The sequence below is a fragment of the Streptomyces sp. NPDC001020 genome (assembly GCF_053599115.1).
The window spans coordinates 1-26938 of the sequence record NZ_JBSFLQ010000047.1; the positions used below are offsets into that span (position 1 = coordinate 1).

A 26938-nucleotide genomic window follows, 5' to 3' on the forward strand; every position below is an offset into this window, starting at 1 on the left:
GGCCTGGCTGCACACCTACAATCACCACCGCGGACACACCGCGCTCAAGGGCCAACCACCCGCCAGCCGCGTCCACAACCTCACGGGTCAGTACATCTAGTGCCCCAACAGGCAACGTTTGCCCCGTCGCGACGCCCGGCACGCCCTCTCGCCGCACCGGCCGAAACCCCAAGTACATCCAGTACGAGGGCTTCCGGCCGGCACGCCAAGAGGACGCACCGGACGCCGCTCCTTTACGGGCAAACGTTGGCTGCCGGGGCACTAGGAACCGTAGGGCCGGTGCGCACGGGCGTACGGGCGGTGCGCACGGGCGTACGGGCGGTGCGCACGGGCGTACGGGCGGTGCGGTGGCGCCGCCCGCGGCCCGTGCGGAGCGTCCGCGTCAGCGGCGCGGCCGCTCCAGCCCCAGTACCCGGTCCTTCAGGGCCGGGAACTGCTCCCGGGTCGTCGCGACCTTCACCGGGTCGAACTCCACCGTGAGGACCTCCTCGTCGGGTCCCGCTTCGGCGAGGACCTCGCCCCAGGGATCCACCACGATCGAGTGACCCGCCTGCGGAACTCCCGCGTGGGTACCGGCCGTTCCGCAGGCAAGGACGTACGCCTGGTTCTCGACCGCCCGTGCCTGGGCCAGCAGCGTCCAGTGGGACCGGCGGCGCTCCGGCCAGCCCGCCGGGATCACGAGCATTTCGGCCCCCGCGTCCACGAGTGAGCGGAACAGTTCGGGGAAGCGGAGGTCGTAGCAGGTGGCCACGCCGACGGTGGTCTCCGGCAGACGTACCGTCACCAGCTCGTCTCCCGCGCCCATCAGCACGGCCTCGCCCTGGTCGAAGCCGAAGCGGTGGATCTTGCGGTAGGCGGCGGCCAGTTCACCGGAGGGGGAGAAGATGAGCGACGTGTTGTAGAGGGTGCCCTCACCCACGGCGGAGCCACCGTCGGGCACGGAGCGTTCGGGGATCGAGCCAGCGTGCAGCCATACGCCCGCGTCGCTCGCCGCCTTCGCCATCGCCTCGTACGTCGGCCCTTCGAGCGATTCGGCCTCGGCCGCGAACCGGTCGTAGGCGAAAGCCCCGGTCGTCCACAGCTCGGGCAGCACCACCAGATCCGCTCCGACCTGTTCGCGTACGAGCGAGGCGGCTCGCCGTCGGCGTGAATCGACCGATTCCTGTTCGTCTACCCGGATCTGAATGAGGGAGGCGCGCACGCTACCACCGTCCTGGCATTCGGGCCCTTCACTACGGGCCTACGATCGTCATACGAAAGCACTGCCGGGGTGCCTGGCAGCAGCGTAACTTAACGCTCCAAGACACCCGCCGACAGTCGCCTCCCGTCGACACTGCCGTCACCATCGCCCGTGCACCGACCGCTTGAGGGGTCCCGTTCCCGTGAGTCTGCATCCCACTCTTCAGCCCTACGCCGACGCCTGGACCCACTCCGTCGAAGCGATATCCGAGCTGGTGCAGCCGCTCGTGGAGAGCGAGTGGAACCGGCGTACGCCCTGCCCCGGCTGGTCGGTGCGTGACGTGGTCTCCCACGTCATCGGCCTGGACTGCGAGATGCTCGGCGACCCGCGCCCCATCCACACGCTCCCGCGCGACCTGTTCCACGTCACGAACGAACACCAGCGGTACATGGAGATGCAGGTCGATGTCCGCCGTCACCACACGGCGCCGGAGATGACGTCCGAGCTGGAGTACACGATCATCCGCCGCAACCGCCAGTTGCGGAACGAGTCGCGGGACCCGGGCACCAAGGTGCGCGGCCCGCTCGGCACCGAGCCGACCCTCGAAGAGGCCATGCGCTACCGCGCGTTCGACGTGTGGGTGCACGAACAGGACCTGCGCGCTGCGCTGGGCGTCCCGGGGAACCTGGACTCGCCGGGCGCGCACATCGCCCGGGACGAGCTGCTGGCCGCGCTGCCGAAGGTCGTCGCCGAGGACGCCGGGGCGCCCCCCGGTTCGGCGATCGTCCTCGACATCCACGGCCCCGTCGAGTTCCTGCGCACGGTCCGGGTCGACTCGGAGGGCCGCGGTTCGATCGACAGCGCGCCTTCGCTGGGCCCGGCGGTGACGCTCACGCTCGACTGGGAGACCTATGTGCGCCTGGCCTGCGGCCGTGTCACCGCGGACGCCGTGGCGGACCGCATCAAGGCGGAGGGCGACTCGGAACTGACGGCGGCACTGCTGCGGCTGTTCGCGGTGACGAACTAGTGCCGCGACGGGCAAACATTGCCTGTTGCGGCACTAGCGCCGCCGTGGCAGCCCACGGGCGTTGACGGGGGCAGCGGCAGGCCCGCGCGCCCCCGACCCCGTTCGGTAGAGGCCGAGCACCCCGCTCAGTCCTCCTCCCGTTCCTTCTCCGCCAGGTGGATCACACACACCGCCACCGCGATCACCAGCGCCGGGTCCGCGTCGTCGCGCACGATGTCGACACCGTATGTCTCACGGACGTGCAGCCAACGGCGGGAGATCTGCGCGAGCAGTTCCCCGTCGTGGTCGACGGCGAACTCACGGTCGAGGATCTTGCCGCTGACGTCGAGTTCCGTACCGTCCGCCAGCACCACGCGGTAGTGGTTGCGCAGCAGGGACAGGCGCTTGCGTTTGATCGTGGCCAGCCGGTCGCCGACGCGCTCGATGATCATCGTGTCGCGCAGCGCGAACATCTTCTGGTGGATGTCGATCAGGACGTGGCCCTGCCTGTCCTTGATCTCGAACGTGTCCCGCAGCCGCATCGCCTTACCGTCGACGAGGAACACCTTGTTGCCGTGCTGGTCCTCGATCCAGTAGTCGTCACCGAAGCCGAGGAGCCGGTCGCGTACCAGGAATCTCATAGGGTCAGGACTTTCCCCCGTCCCGGGTCCGAAACGCCGCCGGTAGGCCGACGGACTGACTCCGGTGGGGGTGCGGGCTTCGGTCGCGGGCGAGTCCCCCCGCCGTTCGGCAGGGGACTCGCGCACGGACCGCCTCAGGAAGCGAGAGGGGCCGTCAGCCCTCGAGGAAGGCCACCAACGTGTTCGTCAGCAGATACGGGTCCTGCGCGCCGCACAGTTCGCGGGCGCTGTGCATCGACAGGATCGCCGTGCCGATGTCGACCGTCTTGATGCCGTGGCGGGCCGCCGTGATGGGGCCGATGGTGGTGCCGCAGGGCATCGCGTTGTTCGAGACGAAGGACTGGAAAGGCACGTTCGCCTTCTCGCAGGCCGCCGCGAAGATCGCGCGGCCCGAACCGTCCGTGGCGTAGCGGTTGTTGACGTTGACCTTGAGGATCGGGCCGCCGTTGACGCGCGGGTGGTGTGTCGGGTCGTGCCGCTCCGCGTAGTTGGGGTGGACGGCGTGACCGGTGTCGGAAGACAGGCAGACCGTGCCGGCCAAGGCGCGCGCCCGGTCGTCGTAGGAGCCGCCCCGGGCGAACACCGAGCGTTCCAGCACCGAGCCGAGCAGCGGACCGTCGGCACCGGTGTCCGACTGGGAGCCGTTCTCCTCGTGGTCGAAGGCCGCGAGCACGGGGATGTAGGAGAGGGCGGCGTCGGCGGCGGCCACGGCCGCGAGCGCCGCGGTGGCCGCGTGCACCGACAGCAGGTTGTCCATGCGCGGGCCCGCCACCAGTTCCTTGTCCCGGCCCAGGTAGGACGGCGCCTCGATGGAGTGGGTCATCAGGTCCCAGCCCGCGACCTCACCGGCCGCAAGGCCCGCCTCCTCCTCCAGGAACGCGATCAGGTCGCCGTCCCGGACGTCGTCGCCAAGGCCCCAGATCGGCTGCAGATGGCGCTGCGTGTCCAGCTTCAGGCCCTCGCTCGAGACCGAGCGGTCCAGGTGGATGGCCAGCTGGGGCACGCGGAGCAGCGCCCTGTCGACGTTCACCAGGCACGACGAGCCGTCGCGCAGGGACAGTCGGCCGGACAGGCCCAGGTCGCGGTCCAGCCAGGAGTTGAGCAGCGGACCGCCGTAGATCTCCACCGCGACCTGCCGCCAGCCGTGCGCGCCGCTGTCCGGCCGCGGCTTCACCCGCAGGTTCGGGGAGTCGGTGTGCGCGCCCACGATCCGGAACGGCGTGTGCGGGTCGGCGCCTTCGGGGACGTACCACGCCACGATCGCGCCCCCGCGCAGCACGTACTTGCCGCCGCTCGTCCCGTCCCACGCGTCCGTCTCCGCGACCTGTCGGAAGCCGGCCTTCTCCAGCCGCTCGGCGGCGTTCGCCGCCGCGTGATACGGCGACGGGCTCGCCGCCAGGAAGGACATGAGGTCGTCGGTGTGACCGCGGTCGAAGCGGGGGCTTTTACTCATGGATTCACCTTAACGACGTACGAGGGCCCGCTCCTCGTGGTGGGAGCGGGCCCTCGTAAGGAGGATGTGGAGGCTTGCAGGACTGGCCGGACGCAAGGATTCCGGTCAGCCGGCCGTGGATGCCCTGGGCGCCGGGACACCGGCGCCCACCGCCGCGCCAGGTCCTAGAACGCGGCCTCGTCCAGCTCCATGAGGTCCAGGTCCACGCCCTGGGACACCTTGCGGGCCAGGGTCACGCCCGGCAGGACGTTGGCCGCGAAGAACTTCGCCGCCGCGATCTTGCCCGTGTAGAAGGCCTGGTCCTTGGCCGAGGCGGTCTCGAGCTTCTCGGCGGCGATCGCGGCACCCTTGAGCAGCAGGTATCCGACGATCACGTCACCGGAGGCCAGCAGCAGGCGGGTGGTGTTCAGGCCCACCTTGTAGATGTTCTTGACGTCCTGCTCGGTGGCCGCGAGGTCGGTCAGCATCACGCCGACGATCGCCTCCAGCTCCGCGGTCGCCTTGGCCAGGTGCTCGCGGGCGCCCGCCAGCTGCTCGCCGCCCGTCCCGAGCTCCAGGAACTTCTTGATGTCCTCGGCGACCGAGTTCAGCGCGGCGCCCTGGTTGCGGACGATCTTCCGGAAGAAGAAGTCCTGGCCCTGGATCGCGGTCGTGCCCTCGTACAGGGTGTCGATCTTGGCGTCGCGGATGTACTGCTCGATCGGGTACTCCTGCAGGAAGCCGGAGCCACCGAAGGTCTGCAGCGACTGGGCGAGCTGCTCGTAGCCCTTCTCGGAGCCGTAGCCCTTCACGATCGGCAGGAGCAGGTCGTTCAGCGCGTGCTCCGCCTTCGCGTCCTCGCCGTTCGCCTCCTTGACCGCGATCGCGTCCTGGACGGAGGCGGTGTGGAGGACGAGGGCGCGCATGCCCTCGGCGTACGCCTTCTGCGTCATCAGCGAGCGGCGCACGTCGGGGTGGTGGGTGATGGTGACCTTGGGCGCGGACTTGTCCATGAAGTTCGCCAGGTCCGGACCCTGGACGCGCTCCTTGGCGTACTCCAGCGCGTTCAGGTAGCCGGTGGACAGCGTGGAGATCGCCTTCGTGCCGACCATCATGCGGGCGAACTCGATGATGCGGAACATCTGGCGGATGCCGTCGTGCTTGTCACCGATCAGCCAGCCCTTGGCCGGGTGACGGTCGCCGAAGGTCATCTCGCAGGTGTTGGAGGCCTTCAGGCCCATCTTGTGCTCGACGTTCGTGGCGTAGACGCCGTTGCGCTCGCCCAGCTCGCCGGTCTCGAAGTCGAAGAGGTACTTCGGGACGAGGAAGAGGGACAGGCCCTTGGTGCCGGGGCCGGCGCCCTCGGGACGCGCCAGGACGTAGTGGAGGATGTTCTCCTCCATGTCGTGCTCACCGGAGGTGATGAAGCGCTTCACGCCCTCGATGTGCCAGGAGCCGTCCTCCTGCTGGATCGCCTTGGTGCGACCGGCGCCCACGTCCGAGCCGGCGTCCGGCTCGGTGAGCACCATGGTGGAGCCCCAGGTCTTCTCGACCGCGATCTCGGCGATCTTCTTCTGGACCTCGGTGCCCTCGTCGAAGAGGATGCGGGCGAACGCCGGACCGGAGGCGTACATCCACAGCGCCGGGTTCGAGCCGAGGATCAGCTCCGCGTACGCCCAGATCAGGGACGGCGGGGCGGTGGTGCCGCCGATCTCCTCCGGCAGGCCGAGGCGCCAGTACTCGGAGTCCATGAAGGCCTTGTAGCTCTTCTTGAAGGACTCCGGGATCGGGGCGGTGTTCGTCTCGGGGTCGAAGACCGGCGGGTTACGGTCGGCGTCCGCGAAGGACTCCGCCAGCTCGTTCTCCGCGAGGCGGGTCAGCTCTTCGAGGATGCTCTTGGCGGTGTCCGGGTCCATTTCCGCGAACGGGCCGGTGCCGTACAGCTTGTCGCGGCCGAGTACTTCGAAGAGGTTGAACTCGATGTCGCGGAGATTCGACTTGTAGTGCCCCATGTGACGGCTCCGTAACGGGATCGGCGAGGCACTGTCTCCTCGCATCTGGTTCACATACCAACTAGTAACACCGATGATGCTACCCGTCGGTAATAAGAAGCAACCCTTGTAGCCCATATGTGGCCCACTACTCTTTGGGGCATGTACGGCTACCAGAACGCGGGTGCGCAGCAGTACGCCTCGTCGCAGCAGATGCCCGGGCCGATGCCGGGCGGGCAGATGCCCGGCGGATACGGCCAGCAGCCGCCGCTCTATCCCGAGCCGTCACCGCCGTCGCTCGCGGACGCGGTGCGCGCCTTCACCACCGGGCAGCTGTCCGCCGAGGACTTCCAGCAGGTCTTCGCGACCTCCAAGGTCTACTGCCCGCGCGGTGACAATCCGGGCTTCCTCGCCCTGCACAACACCCAGCAGCCGGTGATCCCCATGTTCACCTCGCTCAAGGAGTTGCGCCGGTACGCGGGCAAGGAGTCCAAGTACTTCGTGATCACCGGTGCCGAGGTGATCGACCTGCTCCCGACGGGGTACGGGTTCGTGCTCGACATGGAGGGGGAGCACCGGATGGTGTTCGACGCGAAGGCCGTGGAGCAGATGGTGGAGTTCGCGATGCGGCGGATGTATGGCTAGACGCCATCGCTTCGCAGACGGCTGACCGTGACAGCCCTTGGTGGCCCGTCGCCTCCGGTAATTACCTCCTTGCTTGTCACAGGCATGCCATAGAGTTCCTCCCGGCAGCCGCGCCCCGCACGCCACCACCCTCACGCGGTCACGTCCGGGTGCCGCGCGGCGCTGTCGAGTCCACCGCCGGCAAGGCCTGGTTCACCTACGGCGACCGGGCGGAGGGGAACCTGGGCTCGATCGATCCGGCGGTGGAACCGGCGAGCGGCACCGACCCGGTGACGCTCGGTCAGTTCCCGCAGGGGTACCCCGTGGTGGGCGGCGCGGCGCTTCTCGACACCGATCCGTCCGCGCCCGGTCTGCTGGCGGTCGGCACGACCGACTTCCATGACATGACCAAGGACCTGATGGCGGTCGTCGACGTCTCCGGCGCCACGCCGCAGATGACCGCCTGGCACCACGGCGACTACGCGCTGAACTACGTCAGCGACATCGACCTCGTGCCCGGCGCCCCGCAGGTGCTGATCGACGGCACGGACCGGCACGCCTACGCCGACGGGAAGTTCACCGCCGCCGGAGCCTACCCGGCCGGGCGCAGCGCGGACATCGCCCCGAACGGACTGGTCGCCCAGGTCACCGGCGAAAACCAGGTGGCGGTCCACAAGCCCGGCGCGACCCGGCCGATCCGCACATACGCGGCCGACGCATCCGCCCTCGCCTGGGCCCCGGACTCCTCCCGGATCTTCGCGCTCGTCTCGTCTCCGGGCGGCTACACCCTCAAGGTGTTCACCGACCCCGCGCTGAGCGTGCCGACCCTCACGGTCGACGCGCCCGCCACTGCGCCCCGCGCCAAGCAGCTCACGGTCAAGGGCAGGATCACGGCGAGCGTGCCGTTCCCGGCGGGCGTCAGGCTCGCGGTCACCCGCACCGACCTCGAGAGCACTGGCGGGAAGGCGCTCCCGGCCGCCACGGTGAAGGCGGACGGCACATACTCCTTCACGGACACCCCGCCGGCCGGCGACACGGTCACGTACAAGGTCTCCTATGCGGGCGACGCGGAGCACACGGCGGCGACCGCCTCCGACAAGGTCGCGGTCTCCCGCGCCACACCGGTGCTGACCTTGAACAACAACGGCAAGCTGTACAACTACGGCGCCGACGTGAAGTTCACCGCGCACCTCGGTACGACGTACAAGAACCGCAAGGTCGAGATCTACGCGGACCCCTTCGGCCCGGACAAGCCGAAGAAGCTGGTGAAGTCCGGCACGGTCAACAGCAGCGGCAACCTGTCCGTGACCCTGGACATGGCCCGTGACACGGCCGTCACCGCGGTCTTTGCGGGCGACTCCCGGTACCAGCCGAAGACGGTCAAGGTCACTGCGTACGCGAGGGTCAAGGTCTCCACGGCCGTCTCCAAGCACTACAAGACCGCCAAGATCGGCTCGACGTCGTACTACTGGTTCCACAAGAACACCGACCCGTTGCTCACCACGACCATGACCTACTACAAGGGACGTAAGCAGCGCTTCGACCTGCAGGCCTACTACGACGGTGGCTGGCACTCCCTGGGCTCCGAGTACTTCCCGGTCGGCACGAACGGCAAGTCGGCGGTGAGCCTCGAGGCGCCCGGCCAGTCCGGGATCAAGGTGAGGATGCGGTCGGCGTACATCAACGGCTCGTCCGGCGACACCGTGAACTCCACGACGTACGGGGCCTGGAAGTACCTGTACTTCAGCAAGTGAGGCGACCGACGCGCTCGGGCGTCGACAAGAGCCCGGAGGGAATACCCTCCGGGCTCTTCGCGTTCCGGGTGGCAGAAAGTTCAATCGTCAACTAAACTCGGAGCACAAGGAGGTACCGACATGCCTGCAGTGACCGTCGAGAACCCGCTGACCCTGCCCCGTGTGGCCGCGCCCGCCGAGGCGGTGGCCCGTCCCGTACTTGGTGTCACGACGGCGCCCAGCGGTTTCGAGGGCGAGGGCTTCCCGGTGCGCCGCGCGTTCGCCGGGATCAACTACCGCCACCTCGATCCGTTCATCATGATGGACCAGATGGGCGAGGTGGAGTACGCGCCCGGCGAGCCGAAGGGGACCCCCTGGCACCCGCACCGCGGCTTCGAAACCGTCACCTACATCATCGACGGCGTCTTCGACCACCAGGACTCCCACGGCGGTGGCGGCACCATCACCAACGGGGACACCCAGTGGATGACCGCCGGCTCGGGGCTTCTGCACATCGAGGCCCCGCCGGAGTCGCTCGTCGTGTCCGGCGGCCTGTTCCACGGCATTCAGCTGTGGGTCAACCTGCCTGCCAAGGACAAGATGATGGCCCCGCGCTACCAGGACATCCGCGGCGGTCAGGTCCAGTTGCTGACGACCCCCGACGGCGGCTCGCTGCTGCGGGTCATCGCCGGTGAGCTGGACGGCCACCAGGGTCCCGGTGTCACGCACACGCCGATCACCCTGATCCACGCGACCGTGGCGCCGGGCGCGGAGCTCACCCTGCCCTGGCGCGAGGACTTCAACGCCCTCGGGTACGTCCTGGCCGGCCGCGGCAGCGTCGGCACGGACCGGCGGCCGATCCACATGGGCCAGACCGCAGTGTTCGGCGCCGGCTCCTCGCTGACCGTCCGCGCGGACGAGAAGCAGGACTCCCACACGCCGGACATGGAGATCATCCTGCTGGGCGGACAGCCGATCCGTGAGCCGATGGCCCACTACGGTCCGTTCGTGATGAACACCCGTGAGGAGCTTCAGGAGGCCTTCGAGGACTTCCAGAAGGGGCGCTTCGGCACCATCCCGGCCGTGCACGGGATGACCGAGAGCGGCCCGCAGGGCGACTGACCGAGGGTTTCCCCGGCCGTCGAGGTCCGACGCGGCGCACTCGGGCGGGCCGTCCGTACAGGACGGCCCGCCCTTCGCGTGAGCGGCCGGACACCGGAAACGGCGCCGGGACAGCCCTTACCTCTGCGCGGGATCCTCGTACAGCTCGAACCAGATGCTCTTGCCCTCGCCGCGCGGGTCGACTCCCCAGGCGTCCGCGAGCAGTTCCACCAGGACCAGTCCGCGCCCGGAGGAGGCCAGCTCGCCGGGGTGGCGCCGGTGCGGCAGGTGGTCGCTGGCGTCCGTCACCTCCACACGCAGTCGGCGTCCGCCGGAGCTGTTCTGGTCGTCACAGACCTCGGCGACGAGGAGCGCGTCGGTGTCGGTGTGCACCAGGACGTTCGTGAGCATCTCCGAGGCCAGGAGCACGGCCGAGTCGACCTGGTCCGTGCTGCGCCAGTCGTGCAGCAGCTCGCGCAGTTGCTGCCGGGCGCCCGCGATCCGCTCGGGCTCGGCCTGCGCGACCGTCAGTGCCGAGCGGCGCACGGCCGGCCGCACCCCGGTGCCCGTGGCCTCGTAGCAGCCCTCGCCGACCCGGCACAGCAGCAGGAGCGCTATGTCGTCCTCGCGCCGGTCGGTCAGCGGGCCGGTGGCGTGGTGCGAGGAGGGTCCGTGGACGGCCTGGACCAGCGCGTCGGCCAGCTTCTCCAGGTCGCCTTCGTGCCCCTCCAGGATCTGCCGCAGCCGTCGCCAGCCGGTGTCCAGGTCGTGTCCGCCGGTCTCGATCAGGCCGTCCGTGCAGAGCAGCATGGTCTCGCCGGGTTCCAGGACGAGGCGCGTGGTCGGGTAGTCGGAGTCCGGGTCGATACCGAGCGGCAGCCCGCCCGCGGTCGGACGCGTCAGCACCGTCCCGTCGGCCATGCGGATCGCGGGGTCGGGGTGGCCGGCCCGGGCGATCTCCAGTGTGCCGGTCGCCGGGTCCACCTCGATGTAGAGACAGGTCGCGAATCGCAGGTCGGCGCCGTCCTCGCCGTATGTCATCCCGTGCAGGAAACGCGAGGCGCGGCTGAGGACCGCGTCCGGGCGGTGACCCTCGGAGGCGTACGCGCGCAGGGCTATCCGGAGCTGGCCCATCAGACCTGCGGCGCGTACGTCGTGGCCCTGGACGTCGCCGATGGCGAGCGCGAAGCGGCCCTGCCCGGACTTCGTGCCCCCGGGGAGCTGGATCATGTCGTACCAGTCGCCGCCCACCTGGAGCCCGCCGCCGGTGGGGACGTAGCGCGCGGCCACGGTCATGCCGGGTATCTGCGGGCCCAGAGTGGGGAGCATCGAGCGCTGGAGCCCGTCCGTCAGCTCGCGTTCCGTCTCGGCGGCGCCCGCGCGGGAGAGCGCCTGGGCGAGCATGCGGGCGACCGTGGTGAGCACCGAGCGCTCGTCGGGCGAGAAGGCGACGGGGTACTTGAACGCCGCCATCCACGCGCCCATCGTGCGCCCGGCCACGGTGAGCGGCAGGAACGCCCACGAGTGACGACCGAACCGCGCGGCGAGCGGCCAGGAAGCCGGATAGCGGTCCTTGTAATCCCCCGGTGAGGACAGATAGACGGCGCGGCCGGTGCGGACGACCTCGGCGGCCGGGTAGTCCGCGTCCAGCGACATGTGGGTGAAGGGGCCGTCGTCGCCCGGCCTGTGCCCGTGGTGGCCGAGCACGGTCAGCCGTTCGCCCTCGGTGCCGAAGACCGCGAGCCCGTCCGGTGAGAACCCGGGCATGGACAGCCCGGCCGCGACCCGGAGTACCTCCTGAGTGGACCGTGCCTCGGCCAGCGCGCGCCCCGCGTCCAGCAGGAACGCCTCGCGCGAGCGGCGCCAGTCGCCGATGACGGCGGAGCGCGTGGTGGCGCCCGGGGCGGGGTCGGTGACCTCCTGGAGGGTGCCGACCAGCTCGTACTTCCGGGTCTGCGGATGGAGCGACGGCTTGGAACGGCTGCGTACGACACGGACCACGCGCCCCTGCGCGTCCATGATCCGCATCCGGGCCTCGGCGATGGTGCCCTCGGTGAGGGCGAGCTGGACGATGCCGTCGACCTCGTTCCAGTCGACGGGGTGGAAACGGGAGCGGATTCCGGCCTCGGTGAGAGACGTCGGCTCCGCGGGCAGACCGACCAGCCGCGCGGCCTCGGCGTCGAGAGTGACGAGCCCCGCAGCGGTGTCGTAGCGCCACAGGCCGGTCGCGAGAACGGCCAGGACGTCCTCCACGGCGGGCAGGGGCTCGGCAGTACGCATTGACCCACTGTAAGAAGAGGTGATCGTCAGGTGCCACCGAAGGTAAGAAATGGGCGATCTTAGGCGTGTTTCAAGTGATTTCGGTCTCATCGGGAACGCGTTGCCGCGCACATGCGATCAATCGTTCGATTAATCGGGTGAGCAGCCTCGCTTCCCGGCAGGGGGCACGTCACCGAGGCGGCACCGAAGGCGACGTCCGTCGATGGAGGCGTCAATGAGGAGGAGCCGATCTTGAGGCGGCCGGTACGCTGGGTAGGTCCGGGCCGTGTCCGCCCGGAGGCGCCGGGGTGAGCGACCCCGGAAAGACCCCGATCTGTGAAGACTGGATGAACGACGATGCATCGGTACAGGTCCCACACCTGCGGCGAGCTCCGCGCCTCTGACGTCGGCAGCGACGTCCGGCTGAGCGGCTGGCTGCACAATCGGCGCGACCTGGGCGGCATCCTCTTCATCGATCTGCGCGACCACTACGGCATCACGCAGCTCGTCGCCCGCCCGGGCACCCCGGCTTACGACGCGCTGGACAAGGTGACCAAGGAGTCGACGGTCCGCGTCGACGGCAAGGTCGTCTCGCGTGGCGCCGACAACGTGAACCCGGAGCTGCCCACCGGTGAGATCGAGGTCGAGGTCGGCGAGGTGGAGCTGCTGGGCGCGGCCGCCCCGCTCCCCTTCACGATCAACGCCGAGGACGGGGTCAACGAGGAGCGGCGCCTGGAGTACCGCTTCCTCGACCTGCGCCGCGAGCGCATGCACCGCAACATCATGCTGCGCACGGCCGTGATCTCGGCCATCCGCCACAAGATGGTGGCCATGGGCTTCAACGAGATGGCGACGCCGATCCTGTCCGCCACCTCCCCCGAGGGCGCCCGCGACTTCGTCGTGCCCTCCCGGCTGAACCCGGGCAAGTTCTACGCCCTGCCGCAGGCCCCGCAGCAGTTCAAGCAGCTGCTGATGATCTCCGGCTTCGACCGCTACTTCCAGATCGCGCCCTGCTTCCGCGACGAGGACGCCCGCGCCGACCGCTCGCCGGGCGAGTTCTACCAGCTCGACGTCGAGATGAGCTTCGTCGAGCAGGAGGACATCTTCCAGCCGATCGAGAAGCTGATGACGGAGCTGTTCGAGGAGTTCGGCGGTGGCCGTCACGTCACCTCCCCGTTCCCCCGCATCCCGTTCCGCGAGGCGATGCTGAAGTACGGCTCCGACAAGCCGGACCTGCGCGCCAAGCTGGAACTGGTCGACATCACCGACATCTTCGAGGGCTCGGAGTTCAAGGCCTTCGCGGGCAAGCACGTGCGCGCCCTGCCGGTGCCGGACGTCTCCGCGCAGCCCCGTAAGTTCTTCGACCAGCTCGGCGACTTCGCCGTCTCGCTGGGCGCCAAGGGTCTCGCCTGGGTCCGTGTGGCCGAGGACGGCTCGCTGACCGGCCCGATCGCGAAGTTCCTGACCGAGGAGAACGTCGCCGAGCTGACCAAGCGCCTGTCGCTGGCCGCCGGGCACGCGGTCTTCTTCGGCGCGGGCGACTTCGAAGAGGTCTCGAAGATCATGGGCGCGGTGCGGGTCGAGGCCGCCAAGCGCGCCGGGCACTTCGAGGAGAACGTCTTCCGCTTCTGCTGGATCGTCGACTTCCCGATGTACGAGAAGGACGAGGAGACCGGCAGGATCGACTTCTCGCACAACCCGTTCTCGATGCCGCAGGGGGGCCTGGAGGCCCTGGAGAACCAGGACCCGCTGGACATCCTGGGCTGGCAGTACGACATCGTCTGCAACGGCGTGGAGCTCTCCTCCGGCGCGATCCGGAACCACGAGCCGGAGATCATGCTGAAGGCGTTCGAGATCGCGGGCTACGACCGGGACACGGTCGAGGAGAAGTTCGCCGGCATGCTGCGCGCCTTCCGCTTCGGCGCCCCGCCGCACGGCGGTATCGCGCCCGGCGTCGACCGCATCGTCATGCTGCTCGCCGACGAGCCGAGCATCCGCGAGACGATCGCCTTCCCGCTCAACGGCAACGCCCAGGACCTGATGATGGGCGCGCCGACCGAGCTGGAGGAGGCCCGTCTGCGGGAGCTGCACCTTTCGGTGCGCAAGCCGCAGCCCAAGTAGGCGCGGCAGCAGGGCAGTTGAACGGCCTCGGTGCAGAACTACGGTAGAGGGGCCTGGAATCGAAGCTGATTCCAGGCCCCTTTGTCGTCGGTCCCTGTGTCCTGCCCGGTCCTCCGGTGCCGTGTCCCAGTCGAAGGAGTCGCGTTGCCCGCTCGGATACTCGTCGCCGAGGACGATGTGAAGCAGGCGCAACTCATCCGGATCTATCTGGAACGGGAAGGCAACGACGTCCAGGTCGTGGCCGACGGACGCTCCGCGATCGACCGGGCCCGCGCCGCGCGGCCCGACCTCATCGTGCTCGACGTGATGATGCCGAACGTCGACGGTCTCGATGTCTGCCGGATCCTGCGCGCCGAGTCCCGGGTGCCGATCCTGCTGCTCACCGCGCGCAGCACGGAGGAGGACATGCTGCTCGGCCTCGACCTCGGGGCCGACGACTACATGACCAAGCCTTACAGTCCACGGGAGTTGACCGCCCGGGTCAGGGCTCTGCTGCGGCGCTCGCGGGCCGCCGAAGATGCGCGGGCGGACGTACTGACCGTCGGCGACCTGGAGATCGACGCGCCACGTTTCGAGGTGCGGGTGGCCGGAAACCATGTACCGCTCACCGTGAAGGAGTTCGCGATCCTGACGGTGCTCGCCGGGGAGCCGGGACGGGTCTTCACCCGGGCGCAGATCATCGACCGGGTCTTCGGCTTCGACCAGAACGTGCTGGAGCGTACCGTCGACGCCCATGTCATGAATCTGCGCCGGAAGTTGGAGAACGGGAGGCCGGACGCGCGCTACGTCGAGACCGTGTACGGGCGGGGTTACCGGCTCACGGTGGGTGGCGAGCGGTGAGTTTCCGGTTACGTGTGCTCGGTCTGCTCGCGCTGATCGCCATGGCCGCCACGGCTGCCACCGCGTGGCTGACGCTACGTCAGGTCAGTGGCCAGGTGCAGGAATCCGTCAAGGCCGGACGCCAGGAGGTCTCCCGGATCACCGGCGAACTGCGCGCGTACGGCTTCGCGCACGGCACCTGGGACGGGCTCTCCCCCACCGTGCGTGAACTGGCCAGGGACACCGGCCAGCGCATTCGCGTCATCACCGAGACCGAGGTGCTCCTCGCCGACTCCGACGCTCTGGCGGGCCGCACCCCGCGCGCCGTCAGCGGGCAGCCCCCCGTCCTGGTCGACCCGCAGCCCGTGCTGCGGCTGCCGGCCGGCAAGGTGCCGCTGTTCTCCGTCAAGCGCACGGTGACCGCGATCGGCGAGTACCGCTCCACCGCCGTGTACGCCGCCTGCCTGACCCGGGCCGGGGCCCGGGTGACCGTCCGGACCGACGCCTTCGGCCTGCCCGTGGTGAGCGCCGCCCCGCGCTCGGCGCAGTGCGTGAAGCCGGACCCGTGGGTCGAGCAGCAGGGGAGGCAGGACGCCGCGGCCGCGGCGAAGTGCGAGAAAGAACCGGACCTCACGGCCTGCCTGCAACGGGCCTTCACCGAGCGGACCGCCTCGGTCGCGCCGCCCCGGCTCACCGTGCGCCTCGGCGTCCGCGACGAGTCACCGGCCGCCCTCGCCGCCGCCCCCACCGTGGCCGTCGCCGCCGGGGTCGCCCTTGTCGCCCTGCTCGGCGCGCTGCTGCTGAGCCGGGCCGTCCTGCGCCCCGTACGCGCCCTGACCTCGGCCGCCCGGGGGCTGGGCGAGGGGGAGTCGGAGCGGCGCGTCCCGGTGTCCGGCCGGGACGAGATCGCCGAACTGGGCCGCGCCTTCAACCGGATGGCGGACTCCCTGCAGGTCGCCGAGGAACGGCAGCGCAGACTCACCGGCGACATAGCCCACGAACTGCGCACTCCGCTCGCCAACCTGCGCGGCTACCTGGAAGCACTGCGGGACGGTGTCGTCGAGCCGACCCCCGAACTGCTCGACTCCCTGCACGAGGAGGCCCTGCTCCAGCAGCGGATCGTGGACGACCTCCGGGACCTGGCGCTGGCCGAGGCGGGCGCGCTCACCTACCACCGGGCCAGGGTCGACCTCGGCGATCTGCTGGAGGCGTGCCGCACCGCGCACCGCGCCCAGGCCGACACCGCGGGCGTGGCGCTCCGCGTGGACATGGAGGGGCCGGTGCACGTCGACGCGGACGCCGACCGGCTGCGGCAGGTCCTCGGCAACCTGGTCGGCAACGCGCTGCGCGCCACTGAGCAGGGCGGCACCGTTACCCTGGCGGCCGTCCGGAGCGGTGCCCGCGCCGTCGTCGAGATCCGTGACACCGGCAAGGGGATATCCGCCGAGGACCTGCCCCGTCTCTTCGACCGCTTCTGGCGGGCGGACCCCTCCCGGGGCCGCGCCACCGGCGGCAGCGGCCTCGGACTGTCGATCGCCCGCCAGATCGTGACCGACCACGGGGGGACGATCGCGGCGCGCAGCACGGTGGGCGTGGGGACGACGTTCACGGTCACGCTCACGGCTGCCGGGGAGCCGGTGGTCGATGGCTGACCCGGTGCCCCGACAGGCACCTCACGGGCCCGCCAGGGCCTGCGTCGGGGCCAGCCGGCCGGCCCGTACCGCCGGATAGAGGCCCGCCAGCGCCCCGATGGCCAGGGTGACGGCGAAACCGGCTGCCGTCGCCCATACCGGTACCTCGGTCGGCCAGCCCCGTACCGAGGCGAACGCCGCGGTGATGGCCGTGCCCAGGACCGTGCCGCCCAGGCCGCCCAGCGCGGACAGCAGCAGCGACTCGGAGACGAACTGGCCCCTGATCTGGCCGCTGGTGGCGCCGAGCGCGCGTCGCAGACCGATCTCGGGGCGCCGTTCCAGCACCGAGATGACCATGGTGTTGCCGACCCCCACCCCGCCCACCAGCAGCGCGACCGAGCCGAGGCCGAGCAGCAGCCCGGTCAGCGTGGACTCGGTGGCCTCGCGCGCGGCCAGCGCGTCGGAGGGCCGGGAGACCAGCACTCCGCTCGGCTTCTCCGGATTGGCCGTGGCGGCGAGGACGTCGCGGACCGCCCCGACCCGGTCGTCTCGGGCCCGGACGTACACGGTGGACGGGTGGCCGTCGAAGCCCAGGTACGTCCGGGCCGCCTGCCGGCCGACCAGCGCCGAGTTGTCGATCTCCGGGGCGAGCGGCACCGGTTCGAGGACACCTACCAGGGAGAACCACTGCCCGCCCAGCCACAGCCGGGCCCCCGGCGTGTAGACGTCGAGCCTGCGGGCCGCCTTGGCGCCGAGCACCACGGCCGGGTACTTCTCGGTGGCCCGGTCCAGCCAGCGGCCGATACGGACCTCGCCGCCCACAGCGGGCAGCAGCCCCGGGTCCGCGGCTGCCACCGCCACGCTGCTGGTCCGGCCGGCGGGGATGTGGCTGTTGCGGTAGATCGCGGCGTCCTTGATTTCGCCGGTCGCCGCCACCTGCTGTACCGGGCCGATACGGCGGATCATCACCGCCGCCTCCTGCGGCAACCGGGTCGTCGTACCGTCCGGGGCCTGGCCGGGAGCGACCCGCAGCATGTTGGTGCCCAGCGCGTCGAGTCTGCGGTCGACCTCGGCCCGGCTGGAGCTGGAGATGCCGACCACCGCGACCATCGCGGCCACCCCGATGGCAATGCCCAGCGCCGACAGGAACACCCGAAGCGGCCGGGTGCGCAGCCCGGTGCCGCCGAGTCGCAGGAAGTCGGCGGGCCGCAGCCGGGCCGGCCGCAGCACGGCCTTGCGCCGTCGGCTCATCCGAGGCCTCCCGCACGGGACATGGGCGCGGCAGGGGCCGCGCTGTCGGCGACGATCCGCCCGTCCCGCATCTCCACCCGGCGGTCGAACGCCGCGGCCAGTTCCCGGTCGTGCGTGATGACGACGACCGTGGTGCCCAAGGCGTGCAGTTCACGCAACAGGGCGAGTACGGCCGCGCCGGAGGCCGAGTCGAGATTGCCGGTCGGTTCGTCGGCGAGCAGCAGCGCCGGTCCGCCGATCACGGCGCGGGCGACCGCCGCGCGCTGCCGTTCGCCGCCGGACAGCTGGTGCGGGAGGTGGCCGAGCCGGTGGTCGAGTCCCACCCGGGACAGGGCCCGCGCGGCCCGCCGCCGTCGTTTCCGAAGGGGGGCGCCCGCGTACAGCAGCCCGTCGGCGACGGTGTCCAGCACCGGTACTCCGACGGCCAGGTGGAACTGCTGGAACACGAAGCCGATGCGTTGCGCGCGCAGCGCGGACAGTTCACGGTCGGACAGGTCCGCGACCTCGTGGCCGTCGATCGCGATCCGGCCGGCGGACGGCCGGTCGAGGGTGCCCATGAGGTGCAGCATCGTCGACTTCCCCGACCCGGACGGGCCGACCACACACATGAGTTCGCCGTACCGGATGGTCAGGTCGACCCCGCCGATCGCGGTCACCCCGCCGGGGTACGTCTTGGACACCCCCGCGAACTCGGCGACCGGCCCACGGGTGTCCTCGGTGGCTGCGAGTGCCGTCACTCGGGAACCCTCACTTTCATGCCCTCGCGCAGGTCGGGGCCGCTCACCTCGACCTTGCCGGCCGCGAACAGACCCGTCTTCACCGCCACGAAGCGGCTCGGCTTGCCGCCGCTCTTGGCGTCGCCCGTTCCGTTCCCCGGGTCCGCGAGCTCCAGGCCGTAGCCGCCCTCGGCGAGCGCGGTCAGTGCGGCGACCGGGACGGTCAGCACGTTCTCGCGCTGCTTGGCGGTGTAGCGGACGGTGACCGGGCCGCTCTGCAGCCTGCCCAGCGACGACTGGTCGTCGAAGGTGATCACCACGGCGACGGTGGCCGCCTTCCCATCCGGTCCGTCGCCGCCACCCGTGCCACCGCCGTCCGCGGCGGCTTTCCCGCCGTCGGTTCCCTCGGCACCGGACGCGGCGGCGTCCGAGCCCAGGCTCGCCACGGTGCCCTGGACCGAGCGCCCGTCCGGCAGGTCGACGGTGACCTTGCTGCCCCGCTGCGCCCAACCCGTCTCGTCGGCGCGGGCGTTCACGGTGACCATGCGGGAGGTGCTGGTGTAGCTCACCGGGCCGCCGGAGACCGCGTCGCCGACCCGGACACCGGTGCCCGCGATCCGGACCGGGCCGGGCGCGTACACAACGTCGCCGACGCCGACCCGACCGGTCTGCGGCAGCCCGAGGTCCTTCTGCCAGCGCTTGACCGCGTTCGCGGTCAGCTCGGTGTACGACTCGTCGACCGTGAAGCCCGAGTAGCCCAGCGCGCTGAGGTTGGTCTCGAACTGCTTGACGTCCATGCCGTGCAGGGGTGTCGCGGGACCGGCGGAGGCGGTGGCGGCGGGCGGGGATGACGCCGTGGCGCCATCGGCGCCCTTGGTGGTGCCACCGGTCTGGGCGCCGGTGCCGGACGTGTCGCCGGTTTCGCTGTTCCCGCTGGCCTCGGCGCCGCCTGACTCTGTGACGCCCAGTTCGCGGTACATCGGCAGGTTGCCGTAGAGCAGCACCACCGGTCGGTCGTTGACACGCAGCACGGTGCCGCCCCGCCGTACGACGCTGCCGGTGGCCGGCAGTCGGGTCACCGTTCCCTCCGCCTTGACCGGGAACGGGACCTCGGGGCCGTGTCCGAGCTGACCGGGGATCTCGGTCTGGTCGGTCAGCGTGGCCCGGGTGACGCGGACGACCTGGCCGCTGCGGCCCGGGGCCTTGTCGCCCCCGCCGTCGACCCCGCCGAGACCCAGGGCACCGACCGTGCTCACCACAGCCACCAGCAGGAACCCGGCCGTGACGAGCAGCGGGCCGCGCCGTCGGCGCTCCGCTCTCCCCATCTCGCCGTGATCCTCCTGGTCGTTCTCGTCCACCGAGTGCTCCCGGGCGCCGGTGCTCTTCGTGACGTCCATCGATCGTCCCGGTCCCGTCAGCCCTTGGCCGGCGGGGGGTTGGTCGGCACACCGATGATCGGGCCGCACTCACGCGTGGCCCGCTTGGCACCCGCCGACGTCGAGTCCCAGGTGACTTCAGGGGACCTACCGGTCTCGTCCACGTCGGGGAAGTCCGGTGCGCCGTGCTCCTGCATGCAGGAGGCGTACTTCTTGTTCCTGCTGATCTCTTCCTTGGTCAGCTCCGGCTGATTGGCCCGCTCCACACTCTCAGGGACCGGCACGCTCAACTTGGCGCACTTCTCCTGGGCCTTGAGTATCTTCGGATCCTGCTTCGACTTGGCCGTGATACCGAGGTCGACCCTGCCGTGCGCGTCGGGATCGGCCGCATCGAGACCGGCGTCCCGCAGACAGCCGACCCACTTGCGCTGTGCCTCGATGTAGTCGGCAAGTTCGCTCGAGGATTTCTTGGTCGATCCGGCAGACGTCTTGCCGTGCCCTGCCGAGGCGACCTCATTGCCGTTGTCGCCGCCACCGCAGCCGGCCACCGTCAGCGCCACCACCGACGCCATCCCCGCCAGCCACACCCGGCTCCGGGCCCGCCCTCGTGTGCTCATCGTCATCGGCTCCCCGCGTCCACATTCGTCGCCGCCGGGCCCGCTCCGCCCCGGCGGCGACGAATGTAGGACCGCGGCTATGAAGAACCGATGAAGAACTCATCAAGAACTCTTCCGGCTTCCGCGGGGGTGCGGATGCGGGACGTGAGGGCGTTCGTGGTCCGGCCGCAGTGACCGGGCAGGGCATGAGGCCCCGCAGGTCAGGACAGAGGGTCGTGCCTCGTTCGTGTCTCAGAAGCCCAGATAGGTGATCTGGACGACGTAGACCCGCTCGCTGCGCACGACGACCTGGTACGTGAACATGCCGCCGGGGATGGTGACGTCCCCGCCCTTCGGGTCGCCCTCTCGATGGGCCCGCCCATGGACGTGGAGTGCCTCGGCAGCTCTGACCAACTCGTCCGCTTTTCTTTCCACGCCGGCGAGGAACTCCGGGGGAGCGGTGCGGGCGGCCTCCTCCGCCCCGAAGGCGTACTCCCACTTCCAGCTCACGCGCGCACTGCTTTCATGGCCTCGTCCAGGACGGCGCTGAGCTCTCGCAGGGCCTCCCGCGCGACGACCGGATCCTCGTGCTCCACGTTGCTCTTCGCGCGGTCGTGGCGGACAGACAGATCAGGGCGGCGGGCGATCTCGATGTCCCGGGCCCAGGCAAGGACCCAGCTTCGCACGGGACTGAGGGATTGCCATTCCACGGCCATGGCGAAGGCCTCGTCCTTCGTGGTCCGCATCTCTTCCAGACGACCGGGATCGACGACGGCGAGAGCCGCACGCAGGGCATCAGGAGTCTGCTCCGGGCGGGGGATCAGCTCGTGTCCGTGATCGGCCTGAGTGCTCATGGTGTCCTCCACAGGGTGCCCTGGCCAGGGTATCCGGACGGGGCCACGGAGGAGCCTGGCCGGAAGCGGAGCGGGACGCGGGCAGCCTCTCATCGTCGGGCCTGCGTGGTGAGGGGCGCCGCGCCGATACCGACGTCGGGATTACCGCTGCAGGCGCCCGCTGATGCGCACCCCTGACAGTTGCGCGGGTCGGGGCCGCGGTAGGCGTGGTCGCAGGTGTCGCAGTTCCGGAGGGGGTGCCTGACGGTCGGAGGCGGCTCGGGGGCGTGGTAGGGCGGCAGCGGCGGAAGCTGTGCGCTGAGGCGATGGGCCAGGAAGGCGGCCGGGCGGCGCAGGGGTTCCGGTGGCAGGTCGCTGGTCAGGGCGTGGTGTACGGCGGTGGGGGTGAGGTCCCGCTCCAGCCAGGCGGCGACGCCGGGGGCGAGGTGCTCGGCGTCGGTGGCGGAGAGGAGCAGGCGAGGATCCGTACGGCGCAGGCCCGCGAGGACCTCGGTGGCTGCCTGGAGGAGGGCGGGGGAGCTGTACGCGGGCTTCGGTACGGCGGGGAGGGCGCGGCGTACGGGTCTCTGCTGCGGGGTGGTGGCCGCGTGGCGGGCCGGGGGCCTGGGAGGTGCCGCCTCGGACGCGTCGCGATGGTGGCCCGGCTGGTTGCAGGAGACGGTGCGGGTGACGACCCGGCCGGTCTCGGTGCGCTCGCGCGTGCGGCGCAGGTAACCGTGGGTCTCCAGCTCGCGCAGGGCGGCGGCGATCCGGGTCGGGCCCTCGGGGAAGCGGGCGGCGAGCGACTTGATGTCGACGCGGGCGCCGGTCGGCAACGACTGGATGTGACAGGCCAGCCCGATCGCGAGAAGGGAGAGGTCCCGGTGCTGGGTGAGGTGGTTGCCGATCACCGTGAAGCGGGTGGTGTGGCGGGTGTTGTCGTGGATGACACCGCCGGGGCGCGTCTTTGCGCGGGTATGCCGGTGCGGGTGGTTTTCCCCGCTGTTACGGGACTGGGCGTGCGGGCGCACGCTAGTGTTTTGTGTGTCCATCGGGAAGGGTGTACTTCCTTGGTGGTCAGGCCCTCGCAATGGGATTGCCGTCCCGGCGAGGGCCGTCGTGCGTTTGGGGTTGTGTCGTGCCGTGCTGCGCTGAGCGTAGGGCAGGCAACCGGTCGCGAATCCAGCCGAGTTGGCGATGTTCACCCGAGGGAGTGAGCGTGCGCCGCGGGCGGGAGGGGTGGGGCTTGGTTCGGTTCCTTTCCCTCTCGTGTTCCTTGGGGAAGACCGCCGACGGCACCGGAGCACACGCGGTCGGGTTGCGGTGCCTGTGCTTCGGTGGCGCGAGAAGTTGGGTGGAGTTTTTGCTGTTCACGTCGCTGAGCGTGGCGGTGCGTGCTTACCGTGAATCGTGACAGTGCTGATACGCAGGGTGACTGTCCGGGGCTTGTCGGATGTTGTCCGAGCAGCCCGAACCGGGCCCACGGTAAGGGCGTTGCGGCACATCGGTACGACGGAGGGGTGCGGCATGTCGGTGGACGGTGAGGTACGGCAACTCAAGGGTGAAGCGGACGAACCTGGCTGGGAGGTGGACCCGGACGACGATTGGGGCGTCGCGGTTGTCGCCACCGTGGGACGGCAGTTGAGGCTGCGGCGCGAGGCGCGGGGGCTGCGGGCCGCCGAGTTCGGGGAGGCGGTGGGGTACGGGATGGTCCGACGCCGACAGCTCGAACATCTGCTGGAGGTCGCGCAGTTCCGCAACGTGACGTTCCAGGTCATGCCGACGGACACCGACGCTCACCCTGGTGTGGATGGCAAGATCGAGGTCCTGAAGTTCGCGGACGGAACGGCAGTAGGTCGCTCCGACGGTGCGTACGGTGGCCGCCCGACCTCCGATCCGAAGGAGCTGCGAATCCTCGAACTGCGGTATGGCATCGTCCGAGCCCAGGCTCTCACCCCGGCGGCTCCTCGATGCGGGCGACGGCACCCGCCAGGAGTGGTGGCTGGTCGGCGTACGCCCCGCCCTGGAGGCGTCCGATCAGGAGCCGCGGCGCGGGCTCCAGCTCGATCCGCCAGTAGTGCTCGATGCCCGCCGTGGCGTAAAGCGACGGCTTGAGCTTGCGATCGGTGAGCCTCGTCGACGGCGAGGCGATCGCCACCACGGCCAGGACGTCATGCGCGGACACGGCCACGTCCGCTTCCTCGGCGGTCGCCGCGTCGACGACGGCCAGGTCCGGGATGAGCAGCCCGTCCGGGACGATGACATTGATCCCTTCGAACACCTCGACGTCGGCACCGGTCATCTCAGCGGCCTGCTCCAGCAGGACGTGCAGGCGGTGCGACGCACGCTGGTGCGGCAGGCTGGGCGCGAGGCTCATCATCAGCTGCCCCCCGACCAGCTCGACACGCTGCGTCGTGTCCTCGGGCAGCGCCAGGACGGCATCCACCGTCCAGGGCCCGGCGTGGCTGTAGGCGACACTCACGGCTTCCTTTCACCTCCTCCCGGACGACCTCCAGTGTGACCCGGCGCGGTGGCCGCTGTGTCGGAGGATGTCGAGGGAACAAGTGAGCGCCCCGTCCCTGGTCGACCAGGAACGGGGCGCTCGGTGGTGTGCGGAGCGGGTCAGCCCTCGGTGCCGCCGAAGCGCTCCTTGTAGTTCTCCAGGTCCTCGTCCGTGAGCTTGGCGAACAGGACCGGCGGGACCATGAAGGGAGTGCCGGCGGGGACCGTGGTCAGGGACTTCGCCTCGTCGGCCTTGACCCAGCTCGCCGTGTCGTCCGGCAGCGTGAACGCCGCGCGCATCGCCGCCGTCGTGGCCGGGATGAACGGCTCGGAGACCACCGCGTACAGGTGGATCAGGTTCATCGCCGTGCGCAGGGTCAGGGCCGCGCCGTCCTTGTTCGTCTTGATCTCCAGCCAGGGGGCCTTCTCCTCCAGGTAGGAGTTGCCCGCCGACCAGAGCGCGCGCAGGGACGCCGCCGCCTTGCGGAACTGGAGCGTCTCCATGTGCTCCTCGTACTCGGCGAGGAGCCGGGCGATCTCCTCGCCCAGCTTCGCCTCCGGCTCGCCCGGCGTACCGCCGTCGGGGACCTCCTCGCCGAAGCGCTTCTTCGAGAAGGACAGGACCCGGTTGACGAAGTTGCCGAGGGTGTCGGCGAGGTCCTTGTTGACCGTGGCCGTGAAGTGTTCCCAGGTGAAGGACGAGTCGTCCGACTCCGGCGCGTTCGCGATCAGGAAGTAGCGCCAGTAGTCCGCGGGGAGGATCTCCAGGGCCTGGTCCGTGAAGACGCCCCGCTTCTGGGAGGTGGAGAACTTGCCGCCGTAGTAGGTGAGCCAGTTGAAGGCCTTGACGTAGTCGACCTTCTTCCAGGGCTCACGCACGCCCAGTTGCGTGGCCGGGAACATCACCGTGTGGAACGGGACGTTGTCCTTCGCCATGAACTGCGTGTAGCGGACCTCGTCGTCCGCGTCGTACCACCAGGACTTCCAGTCCCGGTTCTCCGCGTCCTGGTCGGACCACTCCTTGGTCGCGCCGATGTACTCGATCGGGGCGTCGAACCAGACGTAGAAGACCTTGCCCTCAGCCGCCAGCTCCGGCCAGGTGTCCGCGGGGACCGGGACGCCCCAGTCCAGGTCGCGGGTGATCGCCCGGTCGTGCAGACCCTCGGTCAGCCACTTGCGGGCGATCGACGACGCCAGGTGCGGCCAGTGCCGCTCGTGGCGGGCCACCCATTCCTCCACCTCGTGCTGCAGCTTCGACTGGAGAAGGAACAGGTGCTTGGTCTCCCTGACTTCCAGGTCCGTGGCACCGGAGATGGCACTGCGCGGGTTGATCAGGTCCGTGGGGTCCAGGACCCGGGTGCAGTTCTCGCACTGGTCGCCGCGGGCCTTGTCGTAGCCACAGTGGGGGCAGGTGCCCTCCACGTAGCGGTCGGGGAGGAAACGACCGTCCGTGGGCGAGTACACCTGGCGGATCGAGCGCTCCTCGATGAAGCCGTTCTCGTTCAGCTTCCGGGCGAAGTGCTGCGTGATCTCGACGTTCTCCCGGCTGGAGCTGCGGCCGAAGTAGTCGAAGGCGAGCGCGAAACCGTCGTAGACGGCCTTCTGGGCGTCATGGGCCTGCGCGCAGAACGCGTCCACCGGGAGGCCCTGCTCCTTCGCGGCCAGCTCGGCAGGGGTGCCGTGCTCGTCCGTCGCGCAGATGTACAGGACGTCGTGGCCACGCTGGCGGAGGTACCGGGAGTACACGTCCGCCGGGAGCATGGACCCCACCATGTTGCCCAGGTGCTTGATCCCGTTGATGTACGGAAGGGCGCTGGTGATGAGGTGTCGAGCCATCGCGGGCTGCTCCCAAGTCGCTACACGGTGTGACGATTGTCGGTGTCGGCTGCATCGTCTACGAACCTTGAAATCGTAGCCGACATGGGTACGCCGCCCGCGTCCCGTTTTATGGGCTGAGAAGCCCGGCGCCCTGAGGGGTTCTTTCCGGTGTCCTCAGGGGCCTGGCCTGTCGGGTGGGCGCGGGCGGCGTCCGGGATCTGCGTGGGTTCACGGACTGTGTGCGTCCGTGTGTGTCTACGGCTACGGACGCCAGTTCGCCAGTACGCCCTGGTAGACCTCCGTGTCCGTGAGCTCTCGGGGGGTCTCGCCGGCCAGGAAGTGCGCCGCGTTGTCCGTCTTGAGCTTGCGGAGGTAGTCGAAGGCCTTGTGCTCCGGGTCGCCGAAGGCGACGAAGGAGAAGAAGACGGCGGGGTGGTCCTTCGCGGTGGCCGTGAGCGACTGGGTGGCGGGGGTCTTCGTGTCCGGGGCACCGTCCGTCTGGAAGATCACCAGAGCAGGCAGGGCGGGGTCCGCGGACTTCTCGTGGTGGGTGACGACCGCTTCCACCGCCGCGTGATAGCTCGTGCGGCCCATGCGGCCGAGGGCCGAGTGAAGGTCGTCGATCTTGTTCTCGTGCTCGGCGAGGGTCAGCTCGCCGGTGCCGTCCAACTCGGTGGAGAAGAAGACGACCTGGACCGTGGCCTCGGGGTCGAGGTGCGCGGCGAGAGCGAGGGCCTGTTCGCCGAGGGCCTGGGCGGAGCCGTCCTTGTAGTACGGGCGCATGGAGGCGGAGCGGTCCAGGACGAGATAGACCTTGGCCCGGGTGCCGGTGAGGCCGTGCTGGTCGAGGACGGTGGCCGCGGCCTTGTAGGCGGTGGTGAGGCCGGGGGCGCGGGACGTCACGTGGGCGAGGGTGACGGCGGGGCCGGTGGCCCGCGTGTCCTCCTCGGCTTCGCCCTCGGCGGTTCCGTCCTCATGCGCGCCGTCGGGCGACTCCTGCGGGGTCTTCTCGTCGTCGGCGGCTGCCGGGGTGTCGGCCGGGGTGTCCGCAGGCTCCTCGGCGGTGGCCGGCTCGGCCTGCGGCTCCGGCTGGGACTGTGTGGGCTCCTCGGCCTGCGGCTCCGGCTCGGGCTCCGGTGTGGCCTCAACCAGTGTGGCCTCAACTGCGGGCTCGCGCTCCGGTGTGGCCTTAACCGTGGGCTCGGGCTCCGGTGCCTTCGCTGCCTCGGGCTCCGGTGCCACGGCCGGGGTGGTCTCCGGCTCCGGTGCCTTCGCGACCTCCGGCTCGGAGCCGGGCGCCTCGGTGAG

The 26938-nt window shown here is 70.1% G+C and carries 22 protein-coding genes and 1 pseudogene; 8 read left to right on the forward strand and 15 right to left on the reverse strand.

Annotated elements, in window-relative coordinates; all coding sequences use genetic code 11:
- Nucleotides 1-382: 382 nt before the first annotated feature.
- Nucleotides 383-1201 carry a carbon-nitrogen family hydrolase gene (locus tag ACWDEX_RS32020; RefSeq protein WP_450467969.1) on the reverse strand — a complete coding sequence of 273 codons (819 nt, stop codon included), beginning with the start codon at nucleotides 1199-1201 and terminating at the stop codon, nucleotides 383-385.
- 181 nt (nucleotides 1202-1382) lie between these two features.
- Between ACWDEX_RS32020 and ACWDEX_RS32025 the strand changes: the two genes are divergently transcribed.
- A complete protein-coding gene (locus tag ACWDEX_RS32025) occupies nucleotides 1383-2207 on the forward strand; it encodes a maleylpyruvate isomerase family mycothiol-dependent enzyme (protein WP_450467970.1) in 825 nt (274 codons plus the stop codon).
- Nucleotides 2208-2332: 125 nt separating this feature from the next.
- On the opposite strand, the gene ACWDEX_RS32030 is transcribed toward ACWDEX_RS32025, so the two are convergent.
- From ACWDEX_RS32030 to ACWDEX_RS32040, 3 genes are all read right to left on the reverse strand, one after another.
- Entirely contained in the window at nucleotides 2333-2827 is a 495-nt protein-coding gene (locus ACWDEX_RS32030; RefSeq protein ID WP_450467971.1) for an LURP-one-related/scramblase family protein, read from the reverse strand.
- A gap of 154 nt (nucleotides 2828-2981) precedes the next feature.
- Complete coding sequence (locus ACWDEX_RS32035; protein WP_450467972.1) at nucleotides 2982-4280, reverse strand: M18 family aminopeptidase; 1299 nt, start codon at nucleotides 4278-4280, stop codon at nucleotides 2982-2984.
- A 164-nt stretch (nucleotides 4281-4444) separates the two neighbouring features.
- Nucleotides 4445-6271: an acyl-CoA dehydrogenase gene (locus ACWDEX_RS32040; protein WP_450467973.1), complete on the reverse strand. Its 1827-nt coding sequence runs from the start codon at nucleotides 6269-6271 to the stop codon at nucleotides 4445-4447.
- 141 nt (nucleotides 6272-6412) lie between these two features.
- Here ACWDEX_RS32040 and ACWDEX_RS32045 point away from each other — a divergent pair, with 141 nt between their 5' ends.
- The 3 genes from ACWDEX_RS32045 (at nucleotide 6413) to ACWDEX_RS32055 (ending at nucleotide 9729) form a co-directional block, all read left to right on the forward strand.
- Nucleotides 6413-6895, forward strand: coding sequence for an SseB family protein (locus tag ACWDEX_RS32045; RefSeq protein WP_450467974.1), 483 nt, complete (start codon nucleotides 6413-6415; stop codon nucleotides 6893-6895).
- 149 nt (nucleotides 6896-7044) lie between these two features.
- Nucleotides 7045-8628: an Ig-like domain repeat protein gene (locus tag ACWDEX_RS32050; RefSeq protein ID WP_450467975.1), complete on the forward strand. Its 1584-nt coding sequence runs from the start codon at nucleotides 7045-7047 to the stop codon at nucleotides 8626-8628.
- A gap of 120 nt (nucleotides 8629-8748) precedes the next feature.
- Nucleotides 8749-9729, forward strand: coding sequence for a pirin family protein (locus tag ACWDEX_RS32055; protein WP_450467976.1), 981 nt, complete (start codon nucleotides 8749-8751; stop codon nucleotides 9727-9729).
- Between the two features lie 117 nt (nucleotides 9730-9846).
- Here the strand turns inward: ACWDEX_RS32055 and ACWDEX_RS32060 are convergent, their stop codons facing one another.
- Complete coding sequence (locus tag ACWDEX_RS32060; RefSeq protein WP_450467977.1) at nucleotides 9847-11988, reverse strand: ATP-binding SpoIIE family protein phosphatase; 2142 nt, start codon at nucleotides 11986-11988, stop codon at nucleotides 9847-9849.
- Nucleotides 11989-12324: 336 nt separating this feature from the next.
- Between ACWDEX_RS32060 and aspS the strand changes: the two genes are divergently transcribed.
- The 3 genes from aspS to ACWDEX_RS32075 all read left to right on the forward strand — a co-directional run bounded on the left by aspS (nucleotide 12325) and on the right by ACWDEX_RS32075 (nucleotide 16559).
- Nucleotides 12325-14088: an aspartate--tRNA ligase gene (aspS, locus tag ACWDEX_RS32065; protein WP_450467978.1), complete on the forward strand. Its 1764-nt coding sequence runs from the start codon at nucleotides 12325-12327 to the stop codon at nucleotides 14086-14088.
- Nucleotides 14089-14232: 144 nt separating this feature from the next.
- A complete protein-coding gene (locus tag ACWDEX_RS32070; protein WP_450467979.1) occupies nucleotides 14233-14928 on the forward strand; it encodes a response regulator transcription factor in 696 nt (231 codons plus the stop codon).
- On the forward strand, nucleotides 14925-16559 hold the full coding sequence (locus tag ACWDEX_RS32075) for a sensor histidine kinase (RefSeq protein ID WP_450467980.1): 1635 nt from the start codon (nucleotides 14925-14927) through the stop codon (nucleotides 16557-16559). Before ACWDEX_RS32070 ends, ACWDEX_RS32075 begins: the two co-directional genes overlap by 4 nt.
- A 21-nt stretch (nucleotides 16560-16580) precedes the next feature.
- Here the strand turns inward: ACWDEX_RS32075 and ACWDEX_RS32080 are convergent, their stop codons facing one another.
- The 7 genes from ACWDEX_RS32080 to ACWDEX_RS32110 form a co-directional block, all read right to left on the reverse strand.
- The gene (locus ACWDEX_RS32080; protein ID WP_450467981.1) at nucleotides 16581-17789 is read right to left on the reverse strand and encodes an ABC transporter permease; all 1209 of its coding nucleotides are present in this window, start codon (nucleotides 17787-17789) and stop codon (nucleotides 16581-16583) included.
- The gene (locus ACWDEX_RS32085) at nucleotides 17786-18526 is read right to left on the reverse strand and encodes an ABC transporter ATP-binding protein (RefSeq protein ID WP_450467982.1); all 741 of its coding nucleotides are present in this window, start codon (nucleotides 18524-18526) and stop codon (nucleotides 17786-17788) included. The genes ACWDEX_RS32080 and ACWDEX_RS32085 overlap by 4 nt, the downstream gene beginning before the upstream one ends.
- Entirely contained in the window at nucleotides 18523-19902 is a 1380-nt protein-coding gene (locus ACWDEX_RS32090; protein ID WP_450467983.1) for a peptidoglycan-binding protein, read from the reverse strand. Before ACWDEX_RS32090 ends, ACWDEX_RS32085 begins: the two co-directional genes overlap by 4 nt.
- Nucleotides 19903-19919: 17 nt before the next feature.
- The gene (locus ACWDEX_RS32095; RefSeq protein WP_450467984.1) at nucleotides 19920-20498 is read right to left on the reverse strand and encodes a hypothetical protein; all 579 of its coding nucleotides are present in this window, start codon (nucleotides 20496-20498) and stop codon (nucleotides 19920-19922) included.
- A 231-nt stretch (nucleotides 20499-20729) separates the two neighbouring features.
- Nucleotides 20730-20987 (reverse strand): hypothetical protein, encoded by a 258-nt coding sequence (locus ACWDEX_RS32100; RefSeq protein ID WP_450467985.1) that lies wholly within the window; start codon nucleotides 20985-20987, stop codon nucleotides 20730-20732.
- The gene (locus ACWDEX_RS32105; RefSeq protein ID WP_450467986.1) at nucleotides 20984-21331 is read right to left on the reverse strand and encodes a hypothetical protein; all 348 of its coding nucleotides are present in this window, start codon (nucleotides 21329-21331) and stop codon (nucleotides 20984-20986) included. Before ACWDEX_RS32105 ends, ACWDEX_RS32100 begins: the two co-directional genes overlap by 4 nt.
- An 89-nt stretch (nucleotides 21332-21420) precedes the next feature.
- Complete coding sequence (locus ACWDEX_RS32110; RefSeq protein WP_450467987.1) at nucleotides 21421-22362, reverse strand: helix-turn-helix domain-containing protein; 942 nt, start codon at nucleotides 22360-22362, stop codon at nucleotides 21421-21423.
- Between the two features lie 475 nt (nucleotides 22363-22837).
- Between ACWDEX_RS32110 and ACWDEX_RS32115 the strand changes: the two are divergent.
- Nucleotides 22838-23269 (forward strand): annotated as a pseudogene (locus ACWDEX_RS32115) (Scr1 family TA system antitoxin-like transcriptional regulator); the annotation flags it as partial.
- On the opposite strand, the gene ACWDEX_RS32120 reads toward ACWDEX_RS32115, so the two are convergent.
- The 3 genes from ACWDEX_RS32120 to ACWDEX_RS32130 form a co-directional block, all read right to left on the reverse strand.
- Complete coding sequence (locus ACWDEX_RS32120) at nucleotides 23262-23792, reverse strand: Uma2 family endonuclease (protein ID WP_450467988.1); 531 nt, start codon at nucleotides 23790-23792, stop codon at nucleotides 23262-23264. The pseudogene ACWDEX_RS32115 and the gene ACWDEX_RS32120 overlap by 8 nt on opposite strands.
- A gap of 140 nt (nucleotides 23793-23932) precedes the next feature.
- Nucleotides 23933-25648 (reverse strand): methionine--tRNA ligase, encoded by a 1716-nt coding sequence (gene metG, locus ACWDEX_RS32125; protein WP_450467989.1) that lies wholly within the window; start codon nucleotides 25646-25648, stop codon nucleotides 23933-23935.
- 243 nt (nucleotides 25649-25891) lie between these two features.
- A partial coding sequence (locus tag ACWDEX_RS32130; protein ID WP_450467990.1) for a VWA domain-containing protein occupies nucleotides 25892-26938 on the reverse strand: 1047 nt, incomplete at its 5' end.

Bases quoted from the DNA above. Each gene is read 5' to 3' on its own strand.
- ACWDEX_RS32030 (WP_450467971.1), bottom strand. From the start codon at position 2,827: ATGAGATTCCTGGTACGCGACCGGCTCCTCGGCTTCGGTGACGACTAC.
- ACWDEX_RS32035 (WP_450467972.1), bottom strand. From the start codon at position 4,280: ATGAGTAAAAGCCCCCGCTTCGACCGCGGTCACACCGACGACCTCATG.
- ACWDEX_RS32040 (WP_450467973.1), bottom strand. From the start codon at position 6,271: ATGGGGCACTACAAGTCGAATCTCCGCGACATCGAGTTCAACCTCTTC.
- ACWDEX_RS32045 (WP_450467974.1), top strand. From the start codon at position 6,413: ATGTACGGCTACCAGAACGCGGGTGCGCAGCAGTACGCCTCGTCGCAG.
- ACWDEX_RS32055 (WP_450467976.1), top strand. From the start codon at position 8,749: ATGCCTGCAGTGACCGTCGAGAACCCGCTGACCCTGCCCCGTGTGGCC.
- ACWDEX_RS32060 (WP_450467977.1), bottom strand. From the start codon at position 11,988: ATGCGTACTGCCGAGCCCCTGCCCGCCGTGGAGGACGTCCTGGCCGTT.
- aspS (WP_450467978.1), top strand. From the start codon at position 12,325: ATGCATCGGTACAGGTCCCACACCTGCGGCGAGCTCCGCGCCTCTGAC.
- ACWDEX_RS32080 (WP_450467981.1), bottom strand. From the start codon at position 17,789: ATGAGCCGACGGCGCAAGGCCGTGCTGCGGCCGGCCCGGCTGCGGCCC.
- ACWDEX_RS32090 (WP_450467983.1), bottom strand. From the start codon at position 19,902: ATGGACGTCACGAAGAGCACCGGCGCCCGGGAGCACTCGGTGGACGAG.
- ACWDEX_RS32095 (WP_450467984.1), bottom strand. From the start codon at position 20,498: ATGAGCACACGAGGGCGGGCCCGGAGCCGGGTGTGGCTGGCGGGGATG.
- ACWDEX_RS32105 (WP_450467986.1), bottom strand. From the start codon at position 21,331: ATGAGCACTCAGGCCGATCACGGACACGAGCTGATCCCCCGCCCGGAG.
- ACWDEX_RS32110 (WP_450467987.1), bottom strand. From the start codon at position 22,362: ATGGACACACAAAACACTAGCGTGCGCCCGCACGCCCAGTCCCGTAAC.
- metG (WP_450467989.1), bottom strand. From the start codon at position 25,648: ATGGCTCGACACCTCATCACCAGCGCCCTTCCGTACATCAACGGGATC.